This is a genomic window from Modestobacter sp. URMC 112, from assembly GCF_053502575.1.
Genome location: NZ_CP199957.1, coordinates 4,602,021 through 4,628,862 on the forward strand (window position 1 = coordinate 4,602,021; position 26,842 = coordinate 4,628,862).

General features: G+C 75.1%; 29 protein-coding genes and 3 tRNA genes. 9 read left to right on the forward strand and 23 right to left on the reverse strand.

Annotated features, from left to right (window positions below; translation table 11 throughout):
- Positions 1 to 10: 10 nt before the first annotated feature.
- From ACWIX6_RS21895 to ACWIX6_RS21920, 6 genes are all read right to left on the reverse strand, one after another.
- Entirely contained in the window at positions 11 to 181 is a 171-nt protein-coding gene (locus ACWIX6_RS21895) for a hypothetical protein (RefSeq protein WP_448614554.1), read from the reverse strand.
- A 196-nt stretch (positions 182 to 377) separates the two neighbouring features.
- Positions 378 to 1,271 (reverse strand): hypothetical protein, encoded by an 894-nt coding sequence (locus ACWIX6_RS21900; RefSeq protein WP_448614555.1) that lies wholly within the window; start codon positions 1,269 to 1,271, stop codon positions 378 to 380.
- Between the two features lie 235 nt (positions 1,272 to 1,506).
- Positions 1,507 to 1,591 (reverse strand) — tRNA-Ser (locus ACWIX6_RS21905).
- A 10-nt stretch (positions 1,592 to 1,601) separates the two neighbouring features.
- Positions 1,602 to 2,060: a nucleoside deaminase gene (locus ACWIX6_RS21910; protein WP_448614556.1), complete on the reverse strand. Its 459-nt coding sequence runs from the start codon at positions 2,058 to 2,060 to the stop codon at positions 1,602 to 1,604.
- Positions 2,057 to 2,704: an HAD-IA family hydrolase gene (locus tag ACWIX6_RS21915; RefSeq protein ID WP_448614557.1), complete on the reverse strand. Its 648-nt coding sequence runs from the start codon at positions 2,702 to 2,704 to the stop codon at positions 2,057 to 2,059. Before ACWIX6_RS21915 ends, ACWIX6_RS21910 begins: the two co-directional genes overlap by 4 nt.
- Complete coding sequence (locus ACWIX6_RS21920) at positions 2,701 to 3,228, reverse strand: tRNA adenosine deaminase-associated protein (protein WP_448614558.1); 528 nt, start codon at positions 3,226 to 3,228, stop codon at positions 2,701 to 2,703. Before ACWIX6_RS21920 ends, ACWIX6_RS21915 begins: the two co-directional genes overlap by 4 nt.
- Before the next feature lie 12 nt (positions 3,229 to 3,240).
- Here ACWIX6_RS21920 and ACWIX6_RS21925 point away from each other — a divergent pair, with 12 nt between their 5' ends.
- Together ACWIX6_RS21925 and ACWIX6_RS21930 are read left to right on the forward strand one after the other, a co-directional pair.
- Positions 3,241 to 3,744 carry a PaaI family thioesterase gene (locus ACWIX6_RS21925; RefSeq protein WP_448614559.1) on the forward strand — a complete coding sequence of 168 codons (504 nt, stop codon included), beginning with the start codon at positions 3,241 to 3,243 and terminating at the stop codon, positions 3,742 to 3,744.
- Complete coding sequence (locus tag ACWIX6_RS21930) at positions 3,741 to 4,652, forward strand: prephenate dehydrogenase/arogenate dehydrogenase family protein (protein ID WP_448614560.1); 912 nt, start codon at positions 3,741 to 3,743, stop codon at positions 4,650 to 4,652. The genes ACWIX6_RS21925 and ACWIX6_RS21930 overlap by 4 nt, the downstream gene beginning before the upstream one ends.
- Positions 4,653 to 4,660: 8 nt before the next feature.
- Here the strand turns inward: ACWIX6_RS21930 and ACWIX6_RS21935 are convergent, their stop codons facing one another.
- A complete protein-coding gene (locus ACWIX6_RS21935) occupies positions 4,661 to 5,086 on the reverse strand; it encodes a hypothetical protein (RefSeq protein ID WP_448614561.1) in 426 nt (141 codons plus the stop codon).
- Positions 5,087 to 5,145: 59 nt separating this feature from the next.
- A complete protein-coding gene (locus ACWIX6_RS21940; protein ID WP_448614562.1) occupies positions 5,146 to 5,592 on the reverse strand; it encodes a VOC family protein in 447 nt (148 codons plus the stop codon).
- Positions 5,593 to 5,693: 101 nt separating this feature from the next.
- Here ACWIX6_RS21940 and ACWIX6_RS21945 point away from each other — a divergent pair, with 101 nt between their 5' ends.
- A complete protein-coding gene (locus tag ACWIX6_RS21945) occupies positions 5,694 to 5,936 on the forward strand; it encodes a DUF2630 family protein (RefSeq protein ID WP_448614563.1) in 243 nt (80 codons plus the stop codon).
- A 160-nt stretch (positions 5,937 to 6,096) separates the two neighbouring features.
- Positions 6,097 to 7,086 carry a UDP-glucuronic acid decarboxylase family protein gene (locus ACWIX6_RS21950; protein ID WP_448614564.1) on the forward strand — a complete coding sequence of 330 codons (990 nt, stop codon included), beginning with the start codon at positions 6,097 to 6,099 and terminating at the stop codon, positions 7,084 to 7,086.
- A gap of 59 nt (positions 7,087 to 7,145) precedes the next feature.
- Here ACWIX6_RS21950 and ACWIX6_RS21955 read toward each other — a convergent pair whose 3' ends face one another.
- The 14 genes from ACWIX6_RS21955 to ACWIX6_RS22020 form a co-directional block, all read right to left on the reverse strand.
- Entirely contained in the window at positions 7,146 to 8,147 is a 1,002-nt protein-coding gene (locus ACWIX6_RS21955) for an IS481 family transposase (protein ID WP_448614565.1), read from the reverse strand.
- 130 nt (positions 8,148 to 8,277) lie between these two features.
- On the reverse strand, positions 8,278 to 9,177 hold the full coding sequence (locus tag ACWIX6_RS21960) for a glycosyltransferase family 9 protein (protein ID WP_448614566.1): 900 nt from the start codon (positions 9,175 to 9,177) through the stop codon (positions 8,278 to 8,280).
- A gap of 110 nt (positions 9,178 to 9,287) precedes the next feature.
- Positions 9,288 to 10,646 (reverse strand): D-glycero-beta-D-manno-heptose 1-phosphate adenylyltransferase, encoded by a 1,359-nt coding sequence (gene rfaE2 / locus ACWIX6_RS21965; RefSeq protein WP_448614567.1) that lies wholly within the window; start codon positions 10,644 to 10,646, stop codon positions 9,288 to 9,290.
- Positions 10,643 to 11,353, reverse strand: a complete 711-nt coding sequence (locus ACWIX6_RS21970; RefSeq protein WP_448614568.1) for a D-sedoheptulose-7-phosphate isomerase — start codon at positions 11,351 to 11,353, stop codon at positions 10,643 to 10,645. Before ACWIX6_RS21970 ends, rfaE2 begins: the two co-directional genes overlap by 4 nt.
- On the reverse strand, positions 11,350 to 12,624 hold the full coding sequence (locus tag ACWIX6_RS21975; protein ID WP_448614569.1) for a glycosyltransferase: 1,275 nt from the start codon (positions 12,622 to 12,624) through the stop codon (positions 11,350 to 11,352). Before ACWIX6_RS21975 ends, ACWIX6_RS21970 begins: the two co-directional genes overlap by 4 nt.
- Positions 12,621 to 13,586, reverse strand: coding sequence for a glycosyltransferase (locus ACWIX6_RS21980; protein WP_448614570.1), 966 nt, complete (start codon positions 13,584 to 13,586; stop codon positions 12,621 to 12,623). Before ACWIX6_RS21980 ends, ACWIX6_RS21975 begins: the two co-directional genes overlap by 4 nt.
- The gene (locus tag ACWIX6_RS21985; RefSeq protein WP_448614571.1) at positions 13,583 to 14,584 is read right to left on the reverse strand and encodes a glycosyltransferase family 9 protein; all 1,002 of its coding nucleotides are present in this window, start codon (positions 14,582 to 14,584) and stop codon (positions 13,583 to 13,585) included. The genes ACWIX6_RS21980 and ACWIX6_RS21985 overlap by 4 nt, the downstream gene beginning before the upstream one ends.
- A complete protein-coding gene (locus ACWIX6_RS21990; RefSeq protein WP_448614572.1) occupies positions 14,581 to 16,047 on the reverse strand; it encodes an HAD-IIIA family hydrolase in 1,467 nt (488 codons plus the stop codon). The genes ACWIX6_RS21985 and ACWIX6_RS21990 overlap by 4 nt, the downstream gene beginning before the upstream one ends.
- Positions 16,048 to 16,139: 92 nt before the next feature.
- Positions 16,140 to 16,676: a MarR family winged helix-turn-helix transcriptional regulator gene (locus tag ACWIX6_RS21995; protein ID WP_448614573.1), complete on the reverse strand. Its 537-nt coding sequence runs from the start codon at positions 16,674 to 16,676 to the stop codon at positions 16,140 to 16,142.
- A 32-nt stretch (positions 16,677 to 16,708) separates the two neighbouring features.
- Positions 16,709 to 17,674: a hypothetical protein gene (locus ACWIX6_RS22000; protein WP_448614574.1), complete on the reverse strand. Its 966-nt coding sequence runs from the start codon at positions 17,672 to 17,674 to the stop codon at positions 16,709 to 16,711.
- An 819-nt stretch (positions 17,675 to 18,493) separates the two neighbouring features.
- Positions 18,494 to 19,696 (reverse strand): hypothetical protein, encoded by a 1,203-nt coding sequence (locus tag ACWIX6_RS22005; RefSeq protein WP_448614575.1) that lies wholly within the window; start codon positions 19,694 to 19,696, stop codon positions 18,494 to 18,496.
- 378 nt (positions 19,697 to 20,074) lie between these two features.
- Positions 20,075 to 20,147: transfer RNA gene (locus ACWIX6_RS22010), tRNA-Arg, on the reverse strand.
- A 20-nt stretch (positions 20,148 to 20,167) separates the two neighbouring features.
- Positions 20,168 to 20,256: transfer RNA gene (locus ACWIX6_RS22015), tRNA-Ser, on the reverse strand.
- A gap of 98 nt (positions 20,257 to 20,354) precedes the next feature.
- The gene (locus ACWIX6_RS22020; protein ID WP_448614576.1) at positions 20,355 to 21,560 is read right to left on the reverse strand and encodes an MFS transporter; all 1,206 of its coding nucleotides are present in this window, start codon (positions 21,558 to 21,560) and stop codon (positions 20,355 to 20,357) included.
- 103 nt (positions 21,561 to 21,663) lie between these two features.
- Between ACWIX6_RS22020 and ACWIX6_RS22025 the strand changes: the two genes are divergently transcribed.
- From ACWIX6_RS22025 to ACWIX6_RS22045, 5 genes are all read left to right on the forward strand, one after another.
- Positions 21,664 to 22,194 (forward strand): CGNR zinc finger domain-containing protein, encoded by a 531-nt coding sequence (locus tag ACWIX6_RS22025; protein ID WP_448614577.1) that lies wholly within the window; start codon positions 21,664 to 21,666, stop codon positions 22,192 to 22,194.
- 167 nt (positions 22,195 to 22,361) lie between these two features.
- Positions 22,362 to 23,792, forward strand: coding sequence for a phosphatase PAP2 family protein (locus tag ACWIX6_RS22030; RefSeq protein WP_448614578.1), 1,431 nt, complete (start codon positions 22,362 to 22,364; stop codon positions 23,790 to 23,792).
- A gap of 116 nt (positions 23,793 to 23,908) precedes the next feature.
- The gene (locus tag ACWIX6_RS22035) at positions 23,909 to 24,082 is read left to right on the forward strand and encodes a hypothetical protein (protein WP_448614579.1); all 174 of its coding nucleotides are present in this window, start codon (positions 23,909 to 23,911) and stop codon (positions 24,080 to 24,082) included.
- Positions 24,083 to 24,224: 142 nt separating this feature from the next.
- Positions 24,225 to 24,773: a DoxX family protein gene (locus ACWIX6_RS22040; protein ID WP_448614580.1), complete on the forward strand. Its 549-nt coding sequence runs from the start codon at positions 24,225 to 24,227 to the stop codon at positions 24,771 to 24,773.
- 10 nt (positions 24,774 to 24,783) lie between these two features.
- Positions 24,784 to 25,824, forward strand: coding sequence for a PHP domain-containing protein (locus ACWIX6_RS22045; RefSeq protein WP_448614581.1), 1,041 nt, complete (start codon positions 24,784 to 24,786; stop codon positions 25,822 to 25,824).
- 10 nt (positions 25,825 to 25,834) lie between these two features.
- Here ACWIX6_RS22045 and ACWIX6_RS22050 read toward each other — a convergent pair whose 3' ends face one another.
- Positions 25,835 to 26,713, reverse strand: coding sequence for a hypothetical protein (locus ACWIX6_RS22050; RefSeq protein ID WP_448614582.1), 879 nt, complete (start codon positions 26,711 to 26,713; stop codon positions 25,835 to 25,837).
- Between the last annotated feature and the right edge of the window lie 129 nt (positions 26,714 to 26,842).

Sequence of the window (26,842 nt, forward strand, 5' to 3'; positions counted from 1 at the left end):
GTCACGCGGGTCAGGCGGGCTCGGGTACGCCGCCCGGATCGCCGCCCGGGTCGTCGGGTGTCGCCTCGATCGGCGCGGGCGGGAGCGGCTCGGCGGCGTCGGGGAGCAGCTCGGCCGGGTCGTCCGGCACCGGCTCGTTCGGGTCGATCAGCGGGCTGGGCTCGGGCACGGGCTCGACCATGGGCAGAGTCAACCAGCGCCCGGCTGCGCCTGCTGGCCGTCGTCCTCGTCTGACACGGTGACCTCGTGGGCCTGGACCGTGCCGTGTTGTTCCGGCTGGCCACCAGTGCACGCTCGAACGCGCCGCCCGGGCACTGCCCGGGGGGAAGTGGCTGAGCTGGCGGGGCAGCTCCACCCCCTGGGGCCACCCGGGACGATCAACAGAGACAGTCCACGGAGGCGTGCACCGTGGCCAGCAGGTCCCGGAACGCCGCCCGGTACCGCGTCAACTCCCCGGTCGGGGCCTGCGCCTCCACGGCCACCACGTGGTTCTCCGCCCAGATGCTGCGCCCGGTCACCGTCACGGCCGGACGGCCATCCGTCTCAGGCAGGGTGTACTCGTAGTGCGATCCCGGCACTTCGTACTCGACTTCGGTGCCGTCATCTCGCTGGGCGTAGGCGTATCCGCCCGCGTAGCCGTCGGCGACCATGGCGCCGCCCAGGTCGGCGACATGGGCTCGCGTCGACCGCATGACCTCGTCGATGTACTCGACAGGGTCCGCGGGCTCATGTGACAGGACTGGATGTGACCCGTACGCGCTGATCGCGACTCCGTCCACGTCGGGGGCTTGGAACGTCCATCCGTCGGAGTTCGCGGGATCCAGCCTGAACCACGTCTTCGGCACTTGGACACTGAAGTTGTACCGGTCGTTGGTGACCGTCTTGAGGTCGTCGGCCTCGAAGGAGACCGGCTGCGGGGAAGGCTCGGCCGCCGCGGGGACCCGGGTGGCTGCCGGGGGCTGACTGGCCTCGGCGGACGGTGCAGGCCGGTCGCTCCCCTTCCATGCGCCGAGACCCATCGCCGCCACGAAGATGACGCCCGCCAGCGTGGAGACCAGTATCCGCCAGGGGCCTGGGGGAAGGCGGTAGTAGGCAAGCAGCCCCCCAGCGCAGGACACCGTGACGAGGACGAAAGACGTCAGACCGAGCGGTCCTTCGATCGCGGCTACTGCGTTCGCTGTCGCGATGACTCCCGCGCCCACCAAGACCCAGGGATGGTCGTGCACCGACCGGCGATCGTCCTTCGGCGGTGGCGATGCGGCTTCGGCCACGCGGTCATCCTAGGAAGCGACAGGCCCAGACGGACCACGTGAACGTCCCGGACCGGCACACACGGCCTCCGACGACCCGCGGTGGCCGTCGAGCAGCCCGCGACAGCTGCTGACCCGGTTCCGGAGAGCGGCGAAGCCGCCCCCGGAGTCCCCGACCTACCGGTCAGATACTCCGAGGACGGCTTCGCCGTCATCTTCGTCGCTACTCGACGGGACTCCCGTCAGTAGCCCGGAGCGGTGGCGGTGGGATTTGAACCCACGGAGGCTTGCACCTCACACGCTTTCGAGGCGTGCTCCTTCGGCCGCTCGGACACGCCACCGCCGGAGAGACTACAGGCCCCGCCGGGCGCGGAAGAACGCGCGTAGCAGCGCGCCGGACTCCTCCGCCCGGAGCCCGCCGGTGACCTCGGGGCGGTGGTTGAGCCGCCGGTCCCGGACCACGTCCCACAGCGACCCGGCGGCGCCGGCCTTGGGGTCGTCGGCGCCGTAGACCACCCGGGCGACCCGGGCCAGCACGCTCGCGCCGGCGCACATGGTGCACGGCTCCAGGGTGACGACGAGCGTCGCCCCGGTCAGCCGCCAGCCGTCGCCGTGCACCCGGGCGGCCTCCCGCAGCGCCAGCACCTCGGCGTGGGCGGTGGGGTCCCCGCGCCGTTCCCGCTCGTTGGCCGCCTCGGCCAGCACCGCGCCGTCGGGTCCGAGGACGACCGCGCCGATCGGCGTGTCGCCCCACCCCTGGGCGACCGCGGCGAGCTCCAGGGCACGGAGCATCGCCTCGTCCTCGGTCACCGGAGGTCCATGCCCACCAGCGCTGACAGCTCGGCCAGTGCCGCGTCCGGGTCGACCACCTTGATGGTGCGGAACCCCATCGCCCGGGCCGGCTTCAGGTTGATCCCCAGGTCGTCGAGGTAGGCGCAGTCGCTGGCCGCGACCGGTCGCCCCACCGCCTGGCCCAGCCGCTGCAGGGCGCGGGAGTAGATCTCCGGCTCCGGCTTCCGGACCCCCTCCACCGAGGACTCGACGACCGCGTCGAAGAGCTCCAGCAGCTCCCCCAGCCGCCCGGTCCGCGGCATCGGGGCCACGTTGTTCGACAGCAGCGCCAGCGGCACCCCGGCGTCCCGCAGCCGCCGGACGGCGTCGACCATCGCCGGCCGGAGCTCCCCGGCCAGCGCGGCCAGCACCCGGCCGGCGTCCACGGTGTGACCCGCGGCCGCCGCCTCGGCCTCGAAGGCGGCGCGGAAGCCGGCCTCGTCCAGCTGCCCGCGCTCGTACCGGGCCCAGGCGTTCGTGTCGGGGTCGATGCTGTTCAGCCGCCGGACCAGCCCGTCGGGCAGGCCCGCCTCGGCCTCGTAGGCGGCGAACGCGGTCATCGGGCTCTCGGTGAGCACCCCGCCGAGGTCGAAGACGACGGCGGTCACCGCGGCCCCGCTCACGCCGACGCCGCCGCGGTCAGCTGCTCGGCGAAGCCCAGCCGGTCGGCGATGCGCAGCACCATCTCGTCGGCCCACAGGTCGTCCGCGCCCAGCAGCAGGGCCAGCTCGTCGGCCGGCAGTCCGGCGTCGGAGAAGACGTCCAGGTCGCCGCCGGGCCACCCGGGCCCCTCGTCGTCGAAGTCCTCGACGGTGGCGGCGAACGACGCGCCGTCCTCGGCGCCGATGCCGTACCGCTCGACCACCTCGGCGGCCAGCAGCCACTCCTGCAGGGTGGCGTCGGAGATCAGCGCCCGCACCAGCCCGCCGGGGCCGTGCCGCAGGACGACGAAGTAGAGCCGGCTGTCCACGACGACCACGAAGGGGCCGGGCCCGCCGTCGGCGCCGGGCTGCCCGAGCGCCCGCTCGAGGGCCGGCAGCTCGCCGTCGGCGTCCTCGGCCAGCAGCTCGCACTGCCAGCGCACGCCGCCATGGCTGACCCGCACGGCGAAGCTCGGGGGGAGCGGAGAGGAGGGATCGGTGGCCATAGCCTTCAGATCATGGCCGACGCCCTCCCGACCGACAGCACCGAGACCGCCGGCGACGAGGCGGCCGGGGACGACGCCGTCGACCCGGCGCTCTTCGGCGCGCTCGCCGCCGACCCGCTGGCCGCCCACCTGGGCATCGAGCTGGAGTTCGTCGGCCCGGGACGGGCCCGGGCGGCGATGACCGTCGGCGCGCAGCACCTCAACGCCGCGGGCAGCGCCCACGGTGGGGCGACGATGGCACTGCTGGACGTGGTGCACGCCGCGGTGAGCAACAGCCACGGCACCCTCGCGGTGGCCCAGGACGTGCACACCGAGTTCCTCGACGCGGGCCGGCTGGGCGACCGGCTGGTCGCCGACGGGGTCGAGCTGCACCGCACCGGGCGGACGGCGGTCTACCGGATCGACGTGGTCGCCGGCGACGGCCGGCGGATCGCCACCGCGCTGGCCCGGGTCTTCCGGCTCGGCACGCCGTGGGACACGACTCCCGCGCCGGCCGACCAGGGACCGCGGCCGTGAGCTTCCCCGTTCCGACGATGCCCGTCCCGCCCGTGTCGGTCCTCGGGCTGGGGCAGCTGGGGGGCTCGCTGGCCGCCGCTCTGGTCGCCGCCGGCCGGCCGGTGTCCGGCTGGGACGTCGACCCCGCCGCCCGGGGTGCCGCCACCGCGCGCGGGGTCACGGTCACCCCCGAGCTGGCCGGCGTGGTGGTGCTCGCCGTCCCGATGCCCGTGCTCACGACCGCACTGGACGGACTGCCGCTCGACCCGGACGCCACCGTCACCGACCTGGGCTCGGTGAAGGCACCGGTGGTGGCCGCGCTGGGAGCGGCGTACGGGGACCGGTTCGTCGGGGGCCACCCGATGTGCGGCACCGAACGGTCCGGCTCCGAGGCGACCGACCCGACCCTCTTCCGCGGGGCCCGCTGGGCGCTGTGCCTGGAGCCGGGGACCGACCTGCGCCGCTGGCTGCGGGTGGCGGAGGTGGCCCTGGCGGTCGGCGCGGAGGTGGTCCCGGTGACCGCGGCCGAGCACGACGACGCCGTCGCCGCGATCAGCGCCGTCCCGCACCTGCTGGCCGCGGCGCTGGCCGCCGCCGCCCGGGAGGCGGGCCCGCTGGCACTCGGCCTGGCCGCGGGCAGCTTCCGGGACGGGACCCGGGTGATCGCCAGCGACCCGGGCTTCGTCACCGCGCTGGTCGAGGGCAACGCCGGCCCGGCCGCCGCGGCCCTGGCCCGGGTGCGGGCGCAGCTGGACCGGCCGTGGCCGGAGCTGGTCGCGGCCGGCCACGCGGCCCGGACGGCGACCGCCGGGCGCCGTCCGGTGCGGGTCCCGTTGGAACGCGCCGCGCTGCTGGCGCTGGGCCGGGCCGGCGGTGCGGTGACCCACCGGCTGGCGGCGTTCGTGGAGGGCTGGGTGCCGGCGGCCTGAGCGTTCGGTCAGCCCGGGGGTGTCCCCCGGTCGCGGGCCGCCAGCACGGACCGGCGTCCGGCGAGGACCAGCGCGACCCCGCTGAGCAGGTGCAGCACCGTCGTGGCGGTGGTGGCCCGCGAGCCGGATCGCAGCCCCCAGGCCACCGGCTCGATGACGATGCCGGCGAGGCAGAGCGACCCGACGGCCAGGCCCACCCGCCCCGGTCCGCTCGCCCCGGGGCGCGCCCGGACGGCGGCGGCCAGCGCGGCGACCGGCATCGGCCAGGGCGCCATCGTCCCCGTCCCCATCCCGGTCACCACCTGGGTGAGGACCCCTCCGGGCGACCGCCGGCCGAACGGCTCGCCGGGCACGCCCTCCCTGACCGCGACCACGGCCCCGTAGGCGGTAGTCCCGGCGAACAGGGACGCGGCGGCCAGCATCGGCAGGTCCACCGCGGGCACTCCCCTCGCTCGGGCCGGGCGACCCGCATCCTCGCACCGCGCGGGGACCATCAGCCGGCCGGACCGGACCCGCCCAGGTCGGGGACGGTGGCGGCGCCGTCCGGGCCGAGCGGGAAGCCGGGGTTGTACGCCACCTCCCAGACGTGACCGTCGGGGTCGGTGAAGCACCCGGCGTAGCCCCCGTAGAAGGTCTCCGCGGCCGGCCGGGTGACCACCGCACCGGCCGCTGACGCCTCGGCCAGCACGGCGTCGACCTCCGCGCGGGACCGCACGTTGTGCGCCAGGGCCATCCCGCCGAACCCGTCCGCTCCGTCGTCCGCGACGCCCGCGTCGGCCGCGAGCGCCGCCCGTCCCCACAGCACGACGGCGAGCCCTCCGGCCTGGAAGAAGACGGTCTGCTCGACCTCCTGACCCCGCCAGCCGAGTGCCTCGTAGAACCTCCGCGCCCGCGCGAGGTCGGCGACCCCGAGGGTCACCAGGCTGATGCGCTGCTCCACCCGGCGCACGCTACCGCCGGGGCGGAGGGACCCCGGGCGGTTGCCCGGCCCCGGTTGTGGGCAGGCTGACCGCGACGACCGGTACCGAGGAGGGGACCCCCATGGACGGCGACACCGACAAGGACATCCGCGCCCGCATCGAGGCGCTCGTCGAGGAGGAGCACCGGCTGCGGGACAGCTCGGAGCACACCGACGAGCAGCGGGCCCGGCTGACCCAGATCGAGCAGGACCGCGACCAGCTCTGGGACCTGCTGCGCCAGCGCGACGCCAAGCGCCAGTACGGCCAGGACCCCGACGAGGCCAGCCCCCGCCCCGAGCCGCAGGTGGAGAACTACCTGCAGTGAGGGAGGACCCCCTGTCCCCCACCGCTCGCGGGCTCGCGGCGGGCCCTTGCAGGGGTCGAGGGTCCCGCGGATGGACACTTTCGCCTTGAAGTGTGCGGAGTTGATCTCCGGGTAGGGGGCAGCGGACGCGGGGACCGCCCGCAGGCCCGGGAGGACGCCGATGGTGCAGACCCCAGTGCGCAGCGCACGGGAGATCCGTCGCGCCGTGGTGACCGGCGGGGCCGGCTTCCTCGGCTCCCACCTGTGCGAGCACCTGCTCGCCCGGGACGTCGAGGTCGTCTGCCTGGACAACTTCCTCACCGGGTCGCCGGAGAACGTGCTGCACCTGATGGAGCACCCCGGCTTCCGGCTGGTGCGCTGCGACGTCACCGACTACGTGCACGTGCCCGGACCGGTCGACCTGGTGCTGCACTTCGCCTCGCCGGCCAGCCCGCTGGACTACCTGAGGATGCCGCTGGAGACGCTCAAGGTCGGCAGCCTCGGCACGCTGCACACGCTGGGTCTGGCCAAGGACAAGGGTGCCCGCTACGTGCTGGCCTCCACCTCCGAGGTCTACGGCGACCCGCTGGTGCACCCCCAGCCCGAGGACTACTGGGGGAACGTCAACCCGGTCGGCCCGCGCGGCGTCTACGACGAGGCCAAGCGGTTCAGCGAGGCGCTGACCACCGCGTACCGCACCTCCCAGGGCATCGACACCGGCATCGTGCGGATCTTCAACACCTACGGCCCCCGGATGCGGCCCGACGACGGCCGGGCGATCCCCGCGTTCATCGGCCAGGCGCTGTCCGGGCGGCCGCTGACCGTCGCCGGCGACGGCTCTCAGACCCGGTCGATCTGCTACGTCGAGGACACGGTGCGCGGCATCCTGGAGCTCGCCGCCTCACCGCACGCCGGCCCGGTCAACATCGGCAACCCCGACGAGCTGTCCATGCTGCGGCTGGCGCAGTGGATCGTCGAGCTGACCGGCTCCTCGTCGCCCATCGAGTTCATCGACCTGCCGGTCGACGACCCCAAGGTGCGCCGTCCGGACACCACCCGCGCCGAGGAGCTGCTCGCCTGGCGCCCGTCGGTCCCCTCGGCGGAGGGCCTGCGCCGCACCGTCGACTGGTTCGCCGCCACCCGCCGGCTCCAGGCGACCCCGGCCTCCTGAAGAAGGACCCCGCTGCCCCCCGCCACTCGCAGGCTCGTGGCGGGCCCCTGCAGCGGGGCCTAGATGTACTGCCCAGACAGGTTGGTCAGTCGCGTGATTGGGGGGCGACGTCCGATCGCGGTGTGGGGCCGGTGATGGTTGTACTCGTGTAGCCAGCCCGGGAGTGCCTGGCGGCGGGCGTGTTCGCTGAGGAACATCCGGCGGAAGGCCCAGCCGTCGGCCATGGTGCGGTGGAAGCGCTCGATCTTGCCGTTGGTCTGCGGCCGGTAGGGCCGGGTCCGCTTGGGCTTGATGTCCAGCTCGAGGCAGGCGTCGCGCCAGGCGTGGGAGCGGTAGGCCGAGCCGTTGTCCGAGAGCACCCGCTCGGTGGTGACGCCGCGGATGGCGAACCAGGCCACCGCGCGGCGCAGCACGCCGATGGCGGTGGCGGCGGTCTCGTCGTCGTGGATCTCGGCGTAGGCGATCCGGCTGTGGTCGTCGAGCACGGTGTGCACGAAGGCGGTGCCCATCAGCGGGTTGTGGTGCCTGCTGCGAGGTTTGCCCGAGGTGCGCGCGGTGGCGTGCCGGTTGTTTGTGCCCTGCTGGCGGCCGAGGTATCGCCAGCCGCCGCCGTCGGGGATGTTGCCCAGCTTCTTGACGTCGACGTGCAGCAGCGAGCCGGGGTGGTCGTGTTCGTAGCGGCGGGCCCGCTCGCCGGTGCGCCGGTCGATGTGGGAGAGCCGGTGGATCTGGCAGCGCCGCAGCACCGCGTAGACCGTGGAGGCCGGCACCCCCAGTCGGGCGCCGATCTCCACCGGTCCCAGTCGGTGGCGCCAGCGCAGCTGCACGATCTTGCGGACCACCGGCCGCGGCGTGCGGCGGGGGCAGCGGTGCGGGCGTGAGCTGCGGTCGACCATGCCGGCTGGCCCGGCCTGGCGGTAGCGCTCCGCCCAGCGCTTGGCCGTGGGGTAGGCGACCTGGAACACCGCCGCGGCGTAGGAGACGGTCCAGCCGTCCTCAACCACTGCGCGGGCCAGACGCAGACGCATGCGAGGGGTCAGAGCGGCATTAGCGTGGGCCACGAGGACCTCCGGGTTCGTGTCGTGGATGCCTTCAGCAGCTCCACTCCACGTCCGGAGGTCCTCCTCCACAAGATCGGTCAGTCAAATCCTGTGGTCACACGTCCTCGACCAACGTCTCCGGTCAGTACACCTAGAGCAGGCGGTCGAGGGCGGCGGTGACCTCGTCGACGGTCACCCGTGCCAGCGACGGGTCCAGGTCGGTGCCCCACGGGTCGCCGGTGCCGTCGCCGTGCCACAGGACGACGTGCTGCGGCCACGGCGGCGGGCCCCACAGCGCCGGCGACACGGGCCCGAACAGCACCACCGACGGACGGCGGTAGGCGGTCGCCAGGTGCGCGACCCCGGTGTCCCCGCACACGACCACCCGGGCGGCGGCGACCACGGCGGCCAGTTCCATCGACGTCGTCCGGCCGGCCAGCACGGCAGACTCGGGCAGCCCGGCCGCGGTGGCCACGGCGCGCGCCAGGTCGACCTCGGCCGGCCCACCGGTGACCCGGACGTCGTGACCGCGGGCGGCCAGGTGCGCGGCGACCGCGGCGAACCGGTCCGGCGGCCAGCGTCGCCCCGGGAAGGCCGCACCGGGGTGCACGACGGCGGCCCCGCGCACCGGCGGCGGCACCGGGGGGACGGCGAGGTCGAGCGCATCGGGGTCGCAGGTCACCCCCAGGCCCTCCTCGACCAGCCGGCACCAGCGCCGCACCTCGTGCTCGTCGGCGTGCCAGGCCGGGCCGGGGTAGCCGGGGCTGTCGAAGGTCAGCAGCCGCCCGGGCCGCAGGTCCGCGACGACGACGTGGGACAGCGGCCCCTTGCCGTGCAGGTCGACGGCGAGCTCCGGCGGCGGGCCGGGCCACTCCAGCGGCTCGAGCTCGCGGGCGGGGAGCACCTCGTCGACGGCGTCGACGAGCGCGGCGAGCGGGGCCAGCCCCGCCGTCGTCGCCAGCACCAGCCGGTGGTCCGGCACGGCGGCCCTGATGCCCCGGATCGCCGGCACCCCGGTGAGCAGGTCCCCCAGCCCCAGCGGCCGCAGCACGACCGCTACCGGCGCTTTCGGTACCGGAAGCGCGCCAGACTGGGCCTGGCGGCCCGGCTGCAGGGGCCCGGGCCGAGTTCGCGAGGCTTGGGAGGCAGCGGGGTCCTCTTTCACACGCGGGAGCGTTCGACCAGGGCGGTGGTCGAGTGGCCGTCCAGGTAGGGCAGGACGACGGCCTGGCCGCCCCAGCCGCGCAGCACCGCGGCCTCGGGGAGGTCGGCGCCGGCGTAGTCCCCGCCCTTGGCCCAGACGTCGGGGCGCAGCCGGTCCAGCACCTGCGCGGGGGTGTCCTCGCCAAACACCACGACGGCGTCGACGAACTCCAGCGCCTCCAGCACCCGGGCCCGGTCGGGGGCGCTGACCAGCGGCCGGGTGGGTCCCTTGAGCCGGCGCACCGAGTCGTCGGAGTTGATGCACACGACCAGGCAGTCGCCCAGCCCGCGGGCGGCCCGCAGCGTGGCGACGTGCCCCGCGTGCAGCAGGTCGAAGCAGCCACCGGTGGCGACCACCGTCCCGCCGGCGGCGCGCACCCGCTCCAGCAGCGCATCGACCCCTCCCGGGGTGGGAGCGGGCGGCTCCGCGGGAGCGTCCCAGGACGACGCGCCACCGCGCGCGACGAAGGCCGACGCCGCCGCGACGGCGGCCGCGACGGCCTCGCCGGTGACCGCGCCGTCGGCGAGGGCCAGCGCGGCCGCGGCGGCGAAGGAGTCGCCTGCGCCGCACGGGTCGCCGCCGGTCACCGGCACCGCGGGCACGACCATCGGCGCGCCCTCGCCGTAGGACAGCAGCGCGCCGCGGGCGCCCAGCGTCACCGCGACCGCGCCGACGCCCCACTGCCGGATGAGCTCCTCGGCGCGGGCGCCGACCGCGGCCAGCCCGGTGCCGCTCACCGCGGAAGCGACCCGGGCCGCCTCCGCGCCGTTGGGGGTGACCAGCCGCGAGCTCGGCACCGGGTCGGCGCCGCGGGGGTGCGGGTCCCAGACCACCGGGCCGCGGGCGGCGGACAGCGCCGCGCGCACGTCGGGCGCTGACGTCGTCCCCCGGCCGTAGTCGGCCACCAGGACGGCGGCGGCCCCCCGGATCAGCTCGGCGGCCTCGGCCGGCAGCGGGCCGAGCACCGCGACCGGGTCGCCGCTGTCAATCCGGACCACCGAGTGGTCCCCCACCCGCACGCGCTGCTTGACCGCGGTGCCGCCGGTCGCCGGGATCGCGACCAGCCGGACCCGGCCGGCCAGCAGGGCCCGCAGCCGGGCGGCGCCGTCGTCGTCGGCCATCGGGGCGACCAGGACGACCTCGCGGGAGGTGGCGGCCGCGGCGATGACCGCGGCCAGCGCCGCACCGCCGGGACGCTCGCGGGTCTGCACGTCCTCCACCACCGGCACCGGGGCGTCAGGGGTGAGCCGGGACGCCGACCCGACCAGGTCGACGTCGAGCAGCGCGTCCCCCACGACCACCAGCGGCCCGGTCACGGCAGCACCTCCAGGTGGTTCTCCGACGACACCCGGGCCGGCGCGGCGAGCACGGCGGCGTCGAAGGCGGCGCAGACCAGGTGCAGGGCGACCAGGTGGCACTCCTGCACGGTCGCGGTCCACTCCGAGTCGATGCAGAACGCGTCGTCCGCGGCGGCGGCCAGCGGGTTGGGCGCCGGACCGGTCATGGCCAGCACGGTCATCCCGGCCGCCCGGGCCCGCCGGGCGGCGGCGACGACGTTCGGGCTGCGGCCGCTGGTGGACATCAGGACGACGACGTCCCCGCGCCGGCCGTGCGCCTCCACCTGGCGGGCGAACAGCTCGTCGGCCGGGTAGTCGTTGGCGATCGCGGTGAGGCTGGAGGTCTCGGCGTTCAGGCAGATCGCGGAGAACGGCGGCCGGTCGGCGCGGTACCGGCCGACCAGTTCGGCCGTGAGGTGCTGCGCCTGCGCGGCGCTGCCGCCGTTGCCCGCGGCCATCAGCCGGGCGCGGTCGGGTCCGCACAGCGCTGCGGCGATCAGCCGGCCCCACCGGTCCAGGGTGTCCACCTGCGCGGTGACGTCCGCCAGGGCCGCGGTCAGCGAGGTGACGTGGTCGTGCCCGGTCAGGTGCGTGCAGGTGTCGGGCGAGACGACCTCGGCCGTCCGCAGCGGGGCTGCCCCGATCGGGGTCATGGCGCTTCCTCCAGTGCTCAGGGGGGTGGTCATCGGGCGGCCTCCACGGGACGGCGGGCGGCCAGCACCTGCCGGTAGACGGCCTCGGTGTCGGCCACCACGCGGGCCCACCGGTAGCGGTTGCGGACCCGGGACACCCCGGCGGTGCCGTAGGCGGCGCGACGGTCGGCGTCGGCCAGCAGCGCGGCCAGCGCGACGCCCAGGGCCGCCGGGTCGCGGGCGGGCACCAGGTCACCGGTCACGCCGTCGGCGACGGTGTCGACCAGCCCGCCGACGGCGGTGGCCACGACCGGGCGGCCGCACGCCATCGCCTCCAGCGGGGTGATGCCGAAGGGCTCGTACCAGGGGACGGCGAGCACCACGTCGGCCGACCGCACCCAGGCGGGGACGTCGGCGCGGGCGACCGCGCCGGCGAACACCAGCCGGTCGGCCACCCCGACCTCGGCGGCGACCGCGCGGAGCCGCTGCACCTCCGGGTCGGCGTCCAGCTGGTCGGCCGGCGGCCCGCCGACGACGACGAGCTCGGCGTCGGGCACCGCGACCAGCGCCCGGACGGCGTCCTCCTGGCCCTTGCGCTCCACCAGCCGGCCGAGCACCAGCAGCCGGGGCCGGCCCGAACGCGGCGCGACCGGGCCGCGGGGACTGAACACCGAGGTGTCCACGCCGCACGGCACGATCGAGACCCGGTCGGTGGACAGCCCCAGCCGGCGCAGCTCGAACACCTCGTCGGAGCAGGTGGCCACCACGTGGTCGACCGCCGCGCACAGCCCGCGCTCCAGCTCGACCCGCTGCGCGGGAGAGGAGTCGGCCGCGCCCTGGTGCCGCTTCTTGACCGACCCCAGCGCGTGGAAGGTCTGCAGCACCGGCACCGGGGCGAGCAGGCTGCCGGCCGCCTCCACCGAGGCCAGGCCGCTCATCCAGAAGTGCGCGTGCACCACGTCGGGCCGCTGCACCGACCAGCGGGCGCGCAGCGCCGCCGCGAAGGCCGGCATGTGGCCGAGCAGCTCGTCCTTGGGCAGCGCCACCGGCGGGCCCGCGCTCACGTGCGCGACGTCGTAGCCGTCGGCGGTGGTCACCACCTCGGGCAGCGCGGCGTCGTCGCGGCGGGTGTGCACGGTGACCGCGTGGCCGTTGCGGGCCAGGCCCGCGGCCAGCGCGGCGACGTGCACGTTCTGACCGCCCGCGTCGACGCCGCCGATCGCGGCCAGCGGGCTGGCGTGCTCGCTGACCAGGTCGATGGTCAGCGGCCCGGTGCCCAGCGGCTCGGTCGGCGCGGCACGGTTGCCCCGTCGGTCGGACCTCATCGGGTGACCTCCTCGAGCAGCCGGTCCCAGTCGGCGAGGAAGCGGGCCAGTCCGTACCGCTCCAGCGCCGCGGCCCGGGCGGCCTTGCCGGCCAGCCGGGCGGCGTCCTCGTCGTGCAGGTACTCCCGGACCGCGGCCCACAGCCGCTCGGGCCGGGTGGACAGCACCCCCGCCTCGGCGGGCACCGCCTCCACCGCCTCGGTGGCGGCCAGCCCGACCACCGGCATGCCCAGGTGCATGGCCTCCAGCAGCGACAGCCCGAGCGAGGTCCAGCGGACCGGGTGCACGTAGACCCGGCGGCGGGCCAGCTCGGCGTGCATGGCCGCCTGCGGCGGGTCGTCGTGCAGCGCTACCCGGTCGGGGTCCAGGCCGTAGCGCTCGTGCAGGCCGGTCAGCCCCATCCCGAAGACGTCGACCGGCGCGGCCGCGGCCAGCCCGGGCAGCAGGTCGCCGCCGGTGGTCCGGCCGCGGCGGACCGGCTCGTTGACCACCACGGCGGCGCGGGCCAGCTCGCCGGTGTAGCGCTCGCCGGGGTCGACGATGCCGTGCTCGATCACCGTCGTCGGTGCCCGGCCGTTGTCGTAGAACAGCCGGTTGAAGTGGGTGACGTGGGCGATCGGGACGTCGTCCCGGTCGGCCAGCGGGTGCCGGGTGTCGGGGACGGCGCCGTCGGGGGCGTTGTGCTCGAGGAACACCGCGGGCAGGTCGCGGCCGGGTTCGCGGCCCAGCCACTCCCGCACCAACTCCAGGTCGCGGGTGCGCTGCAGCACCACGACGTCGACGTCCTCGGCGCTCAACTGGTCCGGGGTGACCTCGCGGGCCGACGCCGGCCAGTCCCAGGTGCGGGCGCGGCCGAGCCCGTCGGCGTCCCGGCCGGGCGTGACCGGCAGCAGGTACTCGTGGGCGCCCTGCACGAACGCCGTCGTCCACGAGCCGTGCACGTGCCAGAGGAGGACCTTCATGCCGCGACCACCTTCCCGACCGCGGCCACGACGTCCGCGGCGGTCACCGAGTTCAGACAGGGATGGCCGGGCACCGGGCACTCGCGGGCCCGACTGTCGCGGCAGGGCGCGCTCTGGTCGCCGAGCAGCACGGTCGGGACGCCGTAGGGCGCCCACCGGACGGCCGGCACGACCGGGGAGAACAGCGAGACGACGGGGGTGCCGACGGCGGCGGCGAGGTGCGCCGGGCCGGTGTTGCCGACGACGACCGCCGCCGCGCCGTCGAGCAGCGCGGCCATCTCCGGCAGCGACGTGTCACCGCCGAGGTCGACGCCGCGGGTGCCGGCGACGGCCTCGGTGAGGGCCCGCTCCCCCGGCCCGCCGGTGACCAGCACCCGCCAGCCGGCGTCCGACAGCGCCTCGACGGCCTCGGCGCAGCGCTGCGCCGGCCACTCGCGGGCGGGCACGGACGCGCCGGGGTGCAGCACCACGTACGGGCCCTCCTGGTCGACCGGCGGCAGCGGACGGCGGACGGCGAGCCGGCCGTCGTCCCCCTCGGGCAGCTCGAACCCGGCCGCGCGGGCCAGGGACAGGGCACGTTCGGGCTCCGGGAGGTCGTCGTCGACGCGGTGCCGGACGTCGAGCAGCGAGCCGGGGTAGTCCACGCTGATCGCCGAGATGCGGCGCACGCCGGCGGTGCGCAGCACCAGCGCCAGCGGCAGCGGCGACTGGTGGAACGACGTGCTGACGACGGCCTCGGCGACGCCGAGCGCGCGGACCCGGTCGGCCAGCGCGGTGAGGTCGTCGGCGTCGACCGGCCGGGGGTCGCCGTCGATCCACGGGCAGTGCCAGGTCAGGACGTCGTCCACCCCGGGGAGAAGCTGCGCGGCGGCGGTGCCCTGCGGGCTGGCGAGGAAGACCACCCGGTCCGCCGCGGCGGCGACCGCGCGGACCAGCGGGCCCTGCAGCAGCACGTCGCCGGCGTTGTCCAGCCGGGCGACGAGGACGGTGCGGGTCACCAGTGGCCGTCCAGCACGTCCTGGACCGCCTCGGTCAGGGTCGGGGCGCGGTGCGCCGCGGCGGTGACCTCGGCGGGGCGGGTCACCGGCGTCGGCACCAGGATGCCGACCGCCCCGGCCGCCTCGGCCGCGCCGACGTCCGCGCCGATGTCGCCGATCACCACGCAGCGGGCCGGGTCGACGTCGAGCTCGGCGCAGGCCGCCTTGACCATCCCGGGGGCGGGCTTGCGGCAGCCGCAGCCGTCCTCCGGGGCGTGCGGGCACACCTGCACGGTGTCGAAGGGGCCGAGCAGCTCGGCGAGCCGGGCGTTCACCGCCTCCACCTGCGCCGTCGTCAGCAGCCCTCGGCCGACCCCGGACTGGTTGCTCACCAGCCCGATCCGCACGCCGCGGGCGCGTAGCGCGTCCAGTGCCGCGCGGGCGCCGTCGACCGGCCGCACCAGGTCCGGGTCGCCGTTGTAGGGGACGTCGTGCACCAGCGTGCCGTCGCGGTCGAAGAGCACCAGGTCCGGCAGTCCGCGCCAGGGCGGTACGGCCCGGTGCTGCACGGCGCCGCGGAGGACGTGCCAGGTGGCCAGCGGCGGGATGAGGGCACTGGTCGCCAGCATGGTGGTGACCTCGACGCGGTCCCGCGGGCCCGGCGCGATCCGGGCCCAGGCGAACTCGGCGGTGCCCGCCGCCCAGCCGAGCGCGGCCAGCGCGGCGGCTCGCGGCCGGCGGCCGGCGGCCAGGCCGAGGGCCGCCAGGCCGGCGGCGGTGACGGCGAGGTGCCGGGGTCGACGGCCGACGGCGGCGGAGGCGCGCTCCCGCCAGGTCGGCCCGTGCAGCCGGCGCATGAGCACGTCGTCGGCGTTGCCCGCCTGGACGCGGACGCTGACCCAGCGGTCGACCGGGCGGACCGGGTGGGTGATCCACCGCTCGCCCCGGGTGAGCCGCCCGCCGGCGTCCATCACGCGCAGCGCGAGGTCGGAGTCCTCCCGGAAGGCCCGGGGGAAGCGCTCGTCGAAGCCGCCCACGGCGGCCAGCGCGGCCCGGCGGTACGCCAGGTCGGCGGTGATCCAGCTGCTGGTGGCCAGGCCCGCGGTGCCCCGCTCCCAGTCGGTGGGCCGGCGGTCGGCCGGCAGCGGCACCCGGACCCGGCCCTGACTGCCCGCGGCATCGGCGGGCAGGGCGGTCAGGTCGTCGGCCAGCCGCTCGTACCAGTCGGGGTCGGGGACGACGTCGTCGTCGAGGAAGGCAACCCAGTCGGTCCGGGCCGTGCGCCAGCCGAGGTTGCGCGCCCGGGCGGGACCACCCCCGCCGGTGCGGACCACCCGGACCGGCGGCAGGCCGGGGCGGTCGGGCTGCAGCGGCGCCCCGGCGGGCCGGTCGTCCACCAGGACCAGCTCGGCCGGGCGCGGCCCGGAGGCGGCCGCCAGGGCGTCGAGGAGCACGTCGAGGGACGGCCTGCCGAGGGTGGGCACGACGACCGTGCACCGTCCGAGATCCGACGCCATTCCGGTGATCTAGCCCGACCGGTGCACGACGAAACACTACGGGCTTTAAGTGTCCTGCTTCAGGGGAGTCTGCGGGCCGCCGCGGAGACCCGGGCGAGGGCGTCGGTGACCACCGCGGCGTCGTCGCCGAGCAGCGTCAGCAGGTGGGCGAGCAGGTCGTCGTGGGTGCTGCGGGCCGACTGCACCCGGTCCCGGCCGGCCGGGGTCAGGCGGGCGTGCAGCAGCCGGCGGTCGGCGTCGCCGCGCTCCCGGGTGACCAGCCCGTCCTCGACCAGCCGGTTGACCGTGCTGGTGATCCCCGGCCGGGACAGCCCGACCGCCTCGGCCAGGTCGCCCATGGACGCCTGCTCGGCGGGGGACTCGGCGATCCGGCGCAGTACCTCGAAGCCGGTCAGCGACAGGCCGTGCTGCCGGTGCAGCGCCGAGTCGACGCGGCGGGTGATCCGGTCGTGCACCTGCACGATGCGCAGCCAGGTCTCGGGTGCCCCCGGGCCGGCGGCCGCGAGTCCGCGGACGTCCCGGGGGACGCCGCGGGCCGGCGCGGCGTCGTCCTCGGTGGCGGCGTGCCGGGGATCGTGCCGGGAGGTCTGGTCCATCGTCTCCGTCTGCGGTTCGGGGTGGGGCGGCGTCAGGCCCATGGGGCGGGGGCGGGGCGGACGGCCCTGGAGGTCCGGCGTGCGGTCGCCGCCCCCAGGGCGGCGCCGGCGACCAGCAACGCCGTCCCGGCGGCCACCACCGGCATCGACGTCGACGACTCTGCCAGGGACGGCGGCCGCGCGGCGACCTGGAGGTCCAGCCCGCTGACCGCCGACGAGGTCCGGCCGACCAGCTGCACGGACACCGGTCCGAGGTCGGTGCCGCGCGGGATCTGCACCACCGCCTCGACGGCTCCGTCGGCGGCGGCCACCACGGTGGCGAGCACACCCGACCCGCCGGACAGCGAGACGTCGACCGCCTCGCCCGGGCTGAACCCGCTCCCCCGCACGGTGACCACCCCGCCCGGGGCCACCGACGCGGCCACGCCGACCGCAGTGGCCGCCCCGGCCGGCACCGGCGCCACCGGGTCGGCCGCCGGGCTCCCTGCCAGCTCGACCGGCTGACCCGGGACGCCGGGAGCGGGGACGCGCGGCTCGAGGGCGTCGCAGTCGGCCCAGCTGGGACGGGTGTAGGTGCCCAGGTCGAGCGGGGGCTCGGCGGCGCCGCCGGCCCCCCGCACGGTCACGGTCACGGCCACGGTGGTGCCCCAGGCGACGTCCGCGCTGCCCAGGTCGGCCTCCTGCCCGGGGCCGAGCGCGGCGGCCTGCTGCTCCGCGTCGCCGTCCAGCACGAGGGCCACCCGGTGCGCCTCGGTGCCGTTGGTGACGTGCACCCGCACCGCGCCCGGACCGCAGCTGGGTCCGTGGGTGACGGTCACGACCGGCCGGCGGGGGTCCTCGATCGCAGCGGCCGGCCCGGCCAGGGCCAGGCCGGACAGGGTCAGCCCGGCGGCGGCCGCCAGCACCACCGGCGTGCGGAGGACCCGGGCGCGCACCGGGCCACGACCGGTGACACGACGACCGGGACGGGACCGCGGCGGCAGCAGGGTCGTGGGCACGCGCCTCCGTCCTGGTGCGTCGCTGGTCGATCGGACCCCCGGGTGCTGCCCGGGAGCAGCTCCCATCATGTGCCGGGACGCCTCACGGATCGCGCTCCGTCACTCCAGTCACACGCGTGTCACGGCGTGTCGCCGGCTACGGCGTGTCGGACGGCCCGGCCCGGCCCGGTCCGCCGGCGACGCGGTGGGGGGTCCAGGGCACGACGACCGCGTGGCGCCGGGGGCGCGCCGGGCTCCGCTTGACGACCGGTGTGGGCTGGGTCACAGTGACTGCGGGCGGGGGTAGCCGGCTACCAATGGCCACCCAGTGCTGGGTGGACCGACCAACGCGGCCAGACCGTCAGGACCGGCCCCCCGCCCGCCACACGTCCGCACGATCATCGACCGGTCGTTCGGGTCAGCCGGCGGCCCAGGGCGCGGTAGGACGAGCCGGCGGCTTCCCAGGTGTCGCGGACCAACGCGTTGCGCCCGTCCAGGACCCGCTCCTGCTCGACCAGCTTCGCGAACGCGACCGGGTCCAGCTCGTCGCAGTCCCACCGCGGTCGTCGGAGGTGGTGGACGTGAACGAGTCCGCGCCCCGACAGCGCCCGAGCAAGCGGATCGCCGTCGAGGTCTGCGTCGTTCGCCGGCGCGTCGACCGGCGGTCGGTGCCCGGCCGGTCCTGAAGGGCCACCATTGTCCGCCGCCCTGTGAGCTCTGCCGCCCGGGAGCGGCTCGGCGAGGGCGGGCACCGTGCGGATGAGGACGAGCACGGCGGCCAGCCGGGGCGACGAGGAAACGCACACCCGTACTCGGATCGCCACGAGTACGACACGACTTTCATGCCCGCTCGCGCAACTGCTGGGTGAACTGTTCGACCAGTTCCGCGGAGTGCTCGTTCGTGTCCGCGTTCTGATGCAGCTCCATCACCGCCACTCTCGAGGCGAACTTCTCCAGCAGTGCGTTGAAAGCTGCGGACGCCGTGTTGCCGTCGAAGTCGAAGAAGTCCTGGAGGAAGTCCTGCTTCTCCTCGCTCAGGCTTCGGAAGTTGGCGGCCAGGTAGCGACTGACCTGCTGCGGATCGGTGACCGGCGTCAGGTGCGATTGCTCGAGCGAGGGATCGAACTGGACGACGAGGAACAGTTCGATCGCCGCAACGTGCTCGATGGGGACGTCGAACTGCTCGGCGAGCTCGGTGGAGAGAAGCACGATCTTCTCGGACCGGCTGCCCAACTCATCGGCCGGTGTCGTGGCGACGACATCGCGGAACGTCGCCGCATCGATCTGGGGATAGAAGGATTCGGTGGTTCTCCCGATCCAGTCGACCAGTCTCGGATAGGCCGCCAAGGTGCCGATCCGCAGTCCGGCCTTGTTCGGGAAGCCGCAGCCCTCGAGGACTGCGCCGCCATCGCGCAAGAACAGATTGTCGTTGGTGACCAGTCGTGCACCGGGCCGTGCTAGCAGGTTGACCAGCGTGCTGGTCTTCCCGGCGTACTTGTCGCCGAGAATGCAGATCCCGGTGTCGTTCCAGATGCACGCGGCCGAGTGGAACGGAAGCCAGCCCTTCTCCATGAAGAGCAGTTTCATGAGGTTACGAAGTGACCGCTTGACGGTCTTCTGGCGATCCTTGCGCGCGCCGGGAGACGACACGAGCACGCGCCTGCCTGACGCCGAGAGGACGAAGCAGTTCTCCTCCACTTTCCCCTTCGCGTCGTCGACCACGCGACTGTAGATGACGCGATGCTTCGCATCGACCGCATACTCGGTCTCATCTTCTGAGCGACGTTGTCCGTGGGATGTCGCCCACCCCTTGATTCGGGAGAAGACGGCAGGATCGTGGCTGCTGTACACGACAGCATCCGTGCGCTCGGCTGCCGTCACCGTGAAGTAGCCGCCGAAGAACTGATTGAACCAATTCAACAGGTCCGCTTCATCGCTGTGTAGTCCGACCGCGATGCCCTGGTACTCGAAACAGCCATAGGTTCCGGCGTCCACCACGTGGGCGAACATCTGCTGGAGGTCGCTGGCGCTGATGTGCTCCATCGAGCAACTTCCTCACGAGCTCATCCCCCGGCGCCCGCATGGTGCTCCGGTCCAGCATGACGGGCAAGACCTTGGCGTGCTACGGACGGTGGCGTTGCCTGGCGACGCACCGCACGGACCTCTTCGAGGCGGCCACGCGCGTCCCGGCCAGCGAGCAAGTAGAGCCCGATGCTTCGGGAGGTCTCCGGCGCGATGGCGGACGGAGTCCGTGCCGGCGAGGGGCGGCGGTCGAATCACGCGCCCCCCTGCCCCCCGCCTGCCCTTCCGTGCGACCACCGCCGAGGTGGATGCGCCCACATTGCGCTCACAAGGCTGCGAAAACGGACCTGCGCGCCTCCCCCGTCGGGGAAACGCGCAGGTCGGTGTCTCAACCAGACGTGCACCCGAAGGGATTCGAACCCCTAACCTTCTGATCCGTAGTCAGATGCTCTATCCGTTGAGCTACGGGTGCATGTGTTCAGTTGTCGTGCGCGGAGGCTCCGGGATTTGAACCCGGGATGGGGATGAACCCAAACCGCATTAGCAGTGCGGCGCCATAGACCGGACTAGGCGAAGCCTCCCGGGGACCGGGTCGCCCCGGAACCACCGAGGACGAAGGTTACCAGCGCCCGAGGGCGGCTCCCAACGGGGGTGGACCCGCCGGGAGCCGCCCGCGGCGTCAGGCCGGGACGACGTCCCGGCGCGGCAGACCCGCCACCGGCCGGCGTCCGGGCACCAGGGTGACCGCCACCGCCAGGGCCGCGGCGACGGTGGCCATCACCAGGGCACCGGCCACGCCCGCGGAGGTCTCGATCAGCGCACCGCCGAGCGCGGCACCGACGGCCGAGGCGCCGAACGCCACGGTCGAGAGCCAGGTGAACGCCTCGGTGGTGGCCGACGCCGGGGCGATCGCGCCGACCAGTGAGTTCTGCACGGTGAGCGTGGGGGCGATCGCCGTCCCACCGAGGAACAGCAGCACGCCGAGCACCCACGGGCTCTGCACCGCGGCCAGGGGCGCCAGCCCGATGGTGACGCCGAACAGGCACCAGCGGTACTGCCGCGGCAGCGTGGCGCTGACCATCCGCGCCCCGAACCACAGCCCGCCGGCCACCGACCCGAGCGACCACACGGCCAGCAGGAGCCCAGAGAGCCCCGGCGAGCCGGCGGCGTCGGCGAACGCCGGTATGGCGACCTCGAGACCACCGAAACCGATCATCAGCGCGGTCCCGCTGACCAGGACGCGGGGCATGCCGGGGGTGGTGACGGTGGCCAGGAAGCGGCGCCCGGGCGCCGCGACCGGGACCCACGCGCGCATCGGCGCGCACGTCGCGATGCCTAGAGCGCCGACCACGCCCAGGACCACCCCGACGGCGACCGCGACCGGCGGGCCGGCCACCAGGGTCAGGACGGCCACCGCGGTCGGTCCGGCGACGAAGACCAGCTCGGTGGTCGTGGCGTCCAGCGCGTAGGCGGTGGGCCGGGCAACCGGGTCGACCCGCGACCACAGCGCGCGCACGGTGCCCGAGACCAGCGGGGTGCTGACCCCCGCCACCGCGACAGCGGCCAGCAGCACCGGCACCGGTGCGCCGGCCAGGACGACGGCGACCAGACCGCCGAGCAGCAGCGGGTACGCGGCGACCTGGGCGAGCAGGATCCCGCGCGGGCCGCGCCGGTCGGCCAGCCGGCCCAGGACGGGGGCGGTCAGCGCGGTGGCGATGCCGAAGAGCGCGGAGACGGCGCCGGCGACGGCGTAGGAACCGGTCTGCTGCTGCACCATGAGCAGCAGCGCGAGCGGCACCATGGCGGACGGCATCCGTCCGGCGAAACCGGCCAGCAGGAGCACCGGGGCGGACGGCAACCGCCACACGGTGAGGTACGAACGCATGACGAACTCACTTCAGGACGAGCGGAAAGGGAATCGTAGGTGGCCAACAAGGGTTGACCACCTACACATCCCGGAGACTACGGACGCACGGGTAGGGAGTCAAATGAACTACGACACCTACGGGTCGAATGCGGTGGAGCTGGCCATCGACCTGGCCAACGCCGACCGCGACGTTCCCGCGTGGGTGCCGGCGTTCCTCGACGTCCACGCCGAGTGGTTCACCGAAGGAACGGCCGCCGAGTTGTCGGACCGTGACGTGGAGCAGGTCGCGCGGACCTCGGACCTGGTGCGTGCCGTGGCGCTCGCCGAGCGCGAGGAGGAGGTGCGGGACCGGCTCAACGCCCTGCTGGCGCTGGCCTCGCCGCGGCCCTACGCCACCGACCACGACGGGGAGCTGCACCTGCACTACGCCCGCCCGGACGCCGGCGCCCTCGAGCAGCTGACGACGACGGTCGCCATGGGGCTGTCCCAGGTGGTCGTGCAGCACGGCTGGCAGCGGCTGGGGGTGTGCTCCGCCGAGGGCTGCGGCAACGTCTACGTCGACACCTCGCGCAACGCCAGCCGCCGCTACTGCTCCAACACCTGCGCCAGCCGCTCGACGGTGGCCGCCTACCGGGCCCGCCAGCGCTCTTAGAGGCCCCCCTGCCCCGGGCCCACTCCAGGGGCCCGGCCCGAGCTCGCGAGGGTCGGGGAGGAGCGGGTCCTTCCACTCGCGGCGGGCCCCTGCAGGGAGGCCACCCACGCAACTGGACGGGCCGAGCGGCGGGCCCCGCAGGGAGGCCGTTCGGCTAGCGTCCGCGCATGCCCTCACCGCTCACCTGGGACGCGCGGCTGCTCGCCCGCGTCGGCCGGCTGCCCACCACGCCGGCCGACCGCTGGCTGCGCCGGCTGTCCACCTTCGCGAACCACGGGAAGCTGTGGCTGGTGCTGGGCGTGGTCCTGGGCGTCAAGCGGGGCCCGCTGCGCCGCGGGGCCGTCCGGGGGGTCGGCTCCCTGGCGGTGTCCAGCGCCCTGGTGAACGTCGTCCTCAAGCGGGTGTTCGGCCGGGTCCGGCCGGACCTGGCCAACATCGAGAGCAGCCGGGCGCTGCGCCGCTCCCCGCACACGCTGTCCTTCCCCAGCGGGCACTCGGCCTCGGCGGCGGCGTTCGCCACCGGCGTGGCGCTGGAGAGCCCGGGCGCGGCGGCGCTGGTCGCGCCGCTGGCCCTGGGGGTCGGCTACTCGCGGGTGCACGTCGGCGTGCACTACCCCGGTGACGTAGTGGCCGGGATGGTCATCGGGGGCGCGATCGCGACGGCCACCCAGCACTGGTGGCGGGTCCGGCCGACGACGCCGGCCCGGGTGCGCACCTCCCACGAGGCGCCCGCGCTGCCCGGCGGCGAGGGGCTGGTCATCGCGGTCAACCCCCGGTCGGGCCGGGAGGACTACGACCCGGCGACGGACATCGCGCAGCTGCTCCCCCGCGCGGAGGTCCGGGAGATCACGGCCGAGGCCGGCGTCACCGAACTGCTGGACGAGGCGGCCCGGTCGGGCCGGGCGCGGGCGCTGGGCGTGGCCGGCGGCGACGGCAGCGTCGCGGCGGCCGCGGCCGTCGCGCTGCAGCACGGACTGCCGCTGGCCGTGATCCCGGCCGGCACGCTGAACCACTTCGCCCGGGACGTGGGGGTGGCGACCCCGCCCGAGGCGGTCGACGCGGTGGAGCACGGCGCGGCGGTGTCGGTGGACGTCGCCGAGGTGAACGGGACGCCGTTCCTCAACACCGCCAGCATCGGCAGCTACCCCGAGATGGTCCGGCGCCGCGACCGGCTGTCGGGCCGGATGGGCAAGTGGATGGCGCTCACGGTGGCCGCCGCCCAGGTGCTGCGGCACGGGTCCCCGGTGGAGATGGAGGTCGACGGGCGGCACATCTCGGCGTGGATCCTCTTCGTGGGCAACGGCTGCTACGTGCCGCGCGGACTGTCCCCGGCGTGGCGGCCGCGACTGGAGGACGGCCTGCTCGACGTGCAGTACCTCCGGGCCGACCTGCGGTTCGGCCGGACCCGGGCGGTGCTCGCCACGCTCCTGGGGGTGAGCGAGCACAGTCGCAGCTACCACGGTTTCCAGGTGCCCGAGCTCACGGTGCGACTGCTGTCCGGGCCGGAGCAGGTGGCCTTCGACGGCGAGACCGGCGAGACCGCGACGGAGTTCCGGTTCGGCAAGCGGGAGCGGCTGACCGTCTACGCGCAGCGCTGAGGCCGGGGACCCGCCGTCGACCCGCGCCAAGGCACAGGCGATGCTTCGTCACCATCTGCCCGGGGTACTGAGCGGGGCCACATCGTCGCCCGCACTAGGAAGAGGGAGTGATCGTCGTGGTGCTCGCCGTGGTCTGGCTCGTCGTCGCTGTGGCGGCTGCTCTCCTCCTGGGCGGTGCCATCCGCATCGCCGAACGACGCGCGCCGATGTCGGACCACCTGGTGGGCCTGCCCGACGACCTGACGGTGGACGACGTGCTCGGGCGGAGCCGCCCCGTCCCCACACCCTGAACCACCCGTCGGAGCAGCCGTCACCCCGGGGTTGACCGGGCGGGGAGCGCCGGACCTCACTACGGTCCGAAGGCAGAGGTCGTCCGGCCCCCGGGCCGGGCAGTGCAGGCCCTGCTGACGTTCCCGAGGGAAGAGGTCTCCCATGTTGGTCCGCCGGATCGCCCGGCCGTTGCTCGCGTCGTCGTTCGTGTACGGGGGTGTCCAGACCCTCCGCAACCCGCAGAGCCGCGTGCCCGGCGCCGCACCTATCGTCGAGCAGATCACCGAGGTCGCCGACAGGCAGCTCCCCGTGCAGGTGCCGCGGGACGTCGAGCAGTGGGTGAAGATCAACGCCGGCATCCACGTCGGCGCCGGCAGCCTGCTCGCGCTCGGCCGCTTCCCGCGCTTCTCCGCGCTGGCCCTGGCCGGCTCCCTGGTGCCGACGACGCTCGCCGGTCACCGCTTCTGGGAGCACGAGGACCCGAAGGAGCGCTTCGGGCAGTCCGCCCACTTCGCCAAGAACCTCAGCATGCTCGGCGGCCTGCTGATCGCCGCCGTGGACACCGAGGGCAAGCCGTCGGTGGGCTGGTGGACCCGCAAGACCGCCAGCAAGGCCGCTGCCGCCGCCGAGGCCAGCTACGAGCGGGCGCAGAAGCGGGCCGCCAAGGCGCAGAAGCGGGCGGCCAAGCAGGTCAAGAAGGTGCAGCGCTGACCCCAGCCCGATGACCGCACCACTGTCGCCCGCGGGCGCGCTCCGGAGGATCGCCTTCCTCCTGGAGCGCGCCCGCGAGCCGTCCTACCGGGTGAAGGCCTTCCGGACGGCGGCCACCGTGGTCGCCGCGCTGGACGACGCCGAGCTGGACCGCCGGATCCGGACCCGGACGCTCAAGGACCTCAAGGGGATCGGCGACAAGACCGCCGCGGTGGTCGTGGAGGCGCACCGCGGCGAGGTGCCGGCCTACCTGCGGGCGCTCGAGGAGACCCACGCCGAGCTGGCACCGCTGGCCGACGACGCCGCCGCGCTGCGCGCCGCCCTGCGAGGGGACCTGCACAGCCACTCCGACTGGTCCGACGGCGGGAGCCCCATCCGGGAGATGGCCGAGGCCGCGATCGCCATCGGGCACGAGTACCTGGCGCTCACCGACCACTCCCCCCGGCTGACCGTCGCCAACGGCCTCACCGCGGCCCGGCTGGAACGCCAGCTCGACGAGGTCGCCGCCCTCAACGAGGAGCTCGCCCCGTTCCGGGTGCTCACCGGCATCGAGTGCGACATCAACGTGGACGGGACCCTCGACCAGAGCGACGAGCTGCTGGGCCGGCTGGACGTCGTGGTCGCCAGCGTGCACTCCGAGCTGCGCGCGCCCCGAGAGCAGATGACCGAGCGGATGCTCGCGGCGGTCGCCAACCCGCACACCGACGTCCTCGGGCACTGCACCGGACGGCTGGTGATCGGCCGGCAGCAGCGCAACGGGACGCAGCGGCCCCGGCCGGAGAGCGAGTTCGACGCCGAGGCGGTCTTCACCGCCTGCGTCGAGCACGGCACCGCGGTGGAGATCAACTCCCGCCCCGAGCGGCTGGACCCGCCGAGGCGACTGCTGAGCCTGGCCGTCGAGCTGGGCTGCGACTTCGCCATCGACACCGACGCGCACGCCCCCGGACAGCTGGACTGGCAGGACGCCGGCTGCGCGCGGGCGGTGGAGTGCGGGGTGCCGGCCGACCGGGTGGTCAACACCCGGACGGCCGAGGAGCTGCTGGCGCGGTGACCCCGGCGGATCAGCCGCGTAGGTAGGACGACTCCGGCGACCAGCCCGGCAGCATGCCGGGGGCGTCGATGGTCTGCGCGTCCTGGGTGCGGCGCAGCGCCCAGGCGGCGGGCAGGACGAGGCGGGGGGCCACGCCGACGAGGACGGCGACCAGGACGGCGACCCCGCCCAGCACCTCACCGCTCTCCTCCACGAACGTCGCCGTTGCCGGCCAGATCGACGAACCGAGCGACCGGCCGGCGATCGAGGACACCGCGGAGAGCCCGACGGCCGCGACCCCGTACAGCGAGAAGGCGACCAGCACGCGACGCCGGCTCCGCCGGTCGTTCCGGCTCACGGTCCACAGCACGGCCAGCACGGCGGCCAGCACGGCGGCGCTGCCGAGCGCGGCGACGACCGGCCGCCCCCGCACCCCGAACCAGGTCAGTGCCTCGACGTGCACCGTGCCGCCGCCCTTCACCTGGGCGACGGCGACGGCCACCAGGCCGACGGCCACCCACCAGGACCTGCGGCCGGGGGACCGGGTGGCTCCCAGGAAGGCGGCCATGGCGGCGGCGGCGAAGAGGGCCGTCACGTACATGCGCGGCAGCGACAGCGGCTGGTCCATCGACAGCAGCGCCGCGGTGCCGCGCTCGTTGCCGGTGGTGCGGACGACGAAGCCGACGGCCTCCAGGATCAGGCCGACCCCGGCGAGCGCGACCGCCACCGGTGGCACGGGGATGCGCCGGCGTGCGGGGGCTGCGGCCCGGACGGCGGCTCGGACGGAGTCGATCTCGACGGGGACCAGCCCCGAGCGTCGCTCGGCGGCACCGAGCAGCAGGCCCACCGGCACGGCCAGCACCACCGCGAGAGCGGTCCATCCGATCAGCACCCAACCCCACCACGGCATGACCCGATCATCGGCAGTGCGGAGGCGACACTTGAGGAAGCGCCACGCTTCCGGGTGACATCACAGTGTGACGGCACACCCACGGTCACGCAGCGGAGTGGATCTTGGCGACCGGTGCCGTCCCCCAGC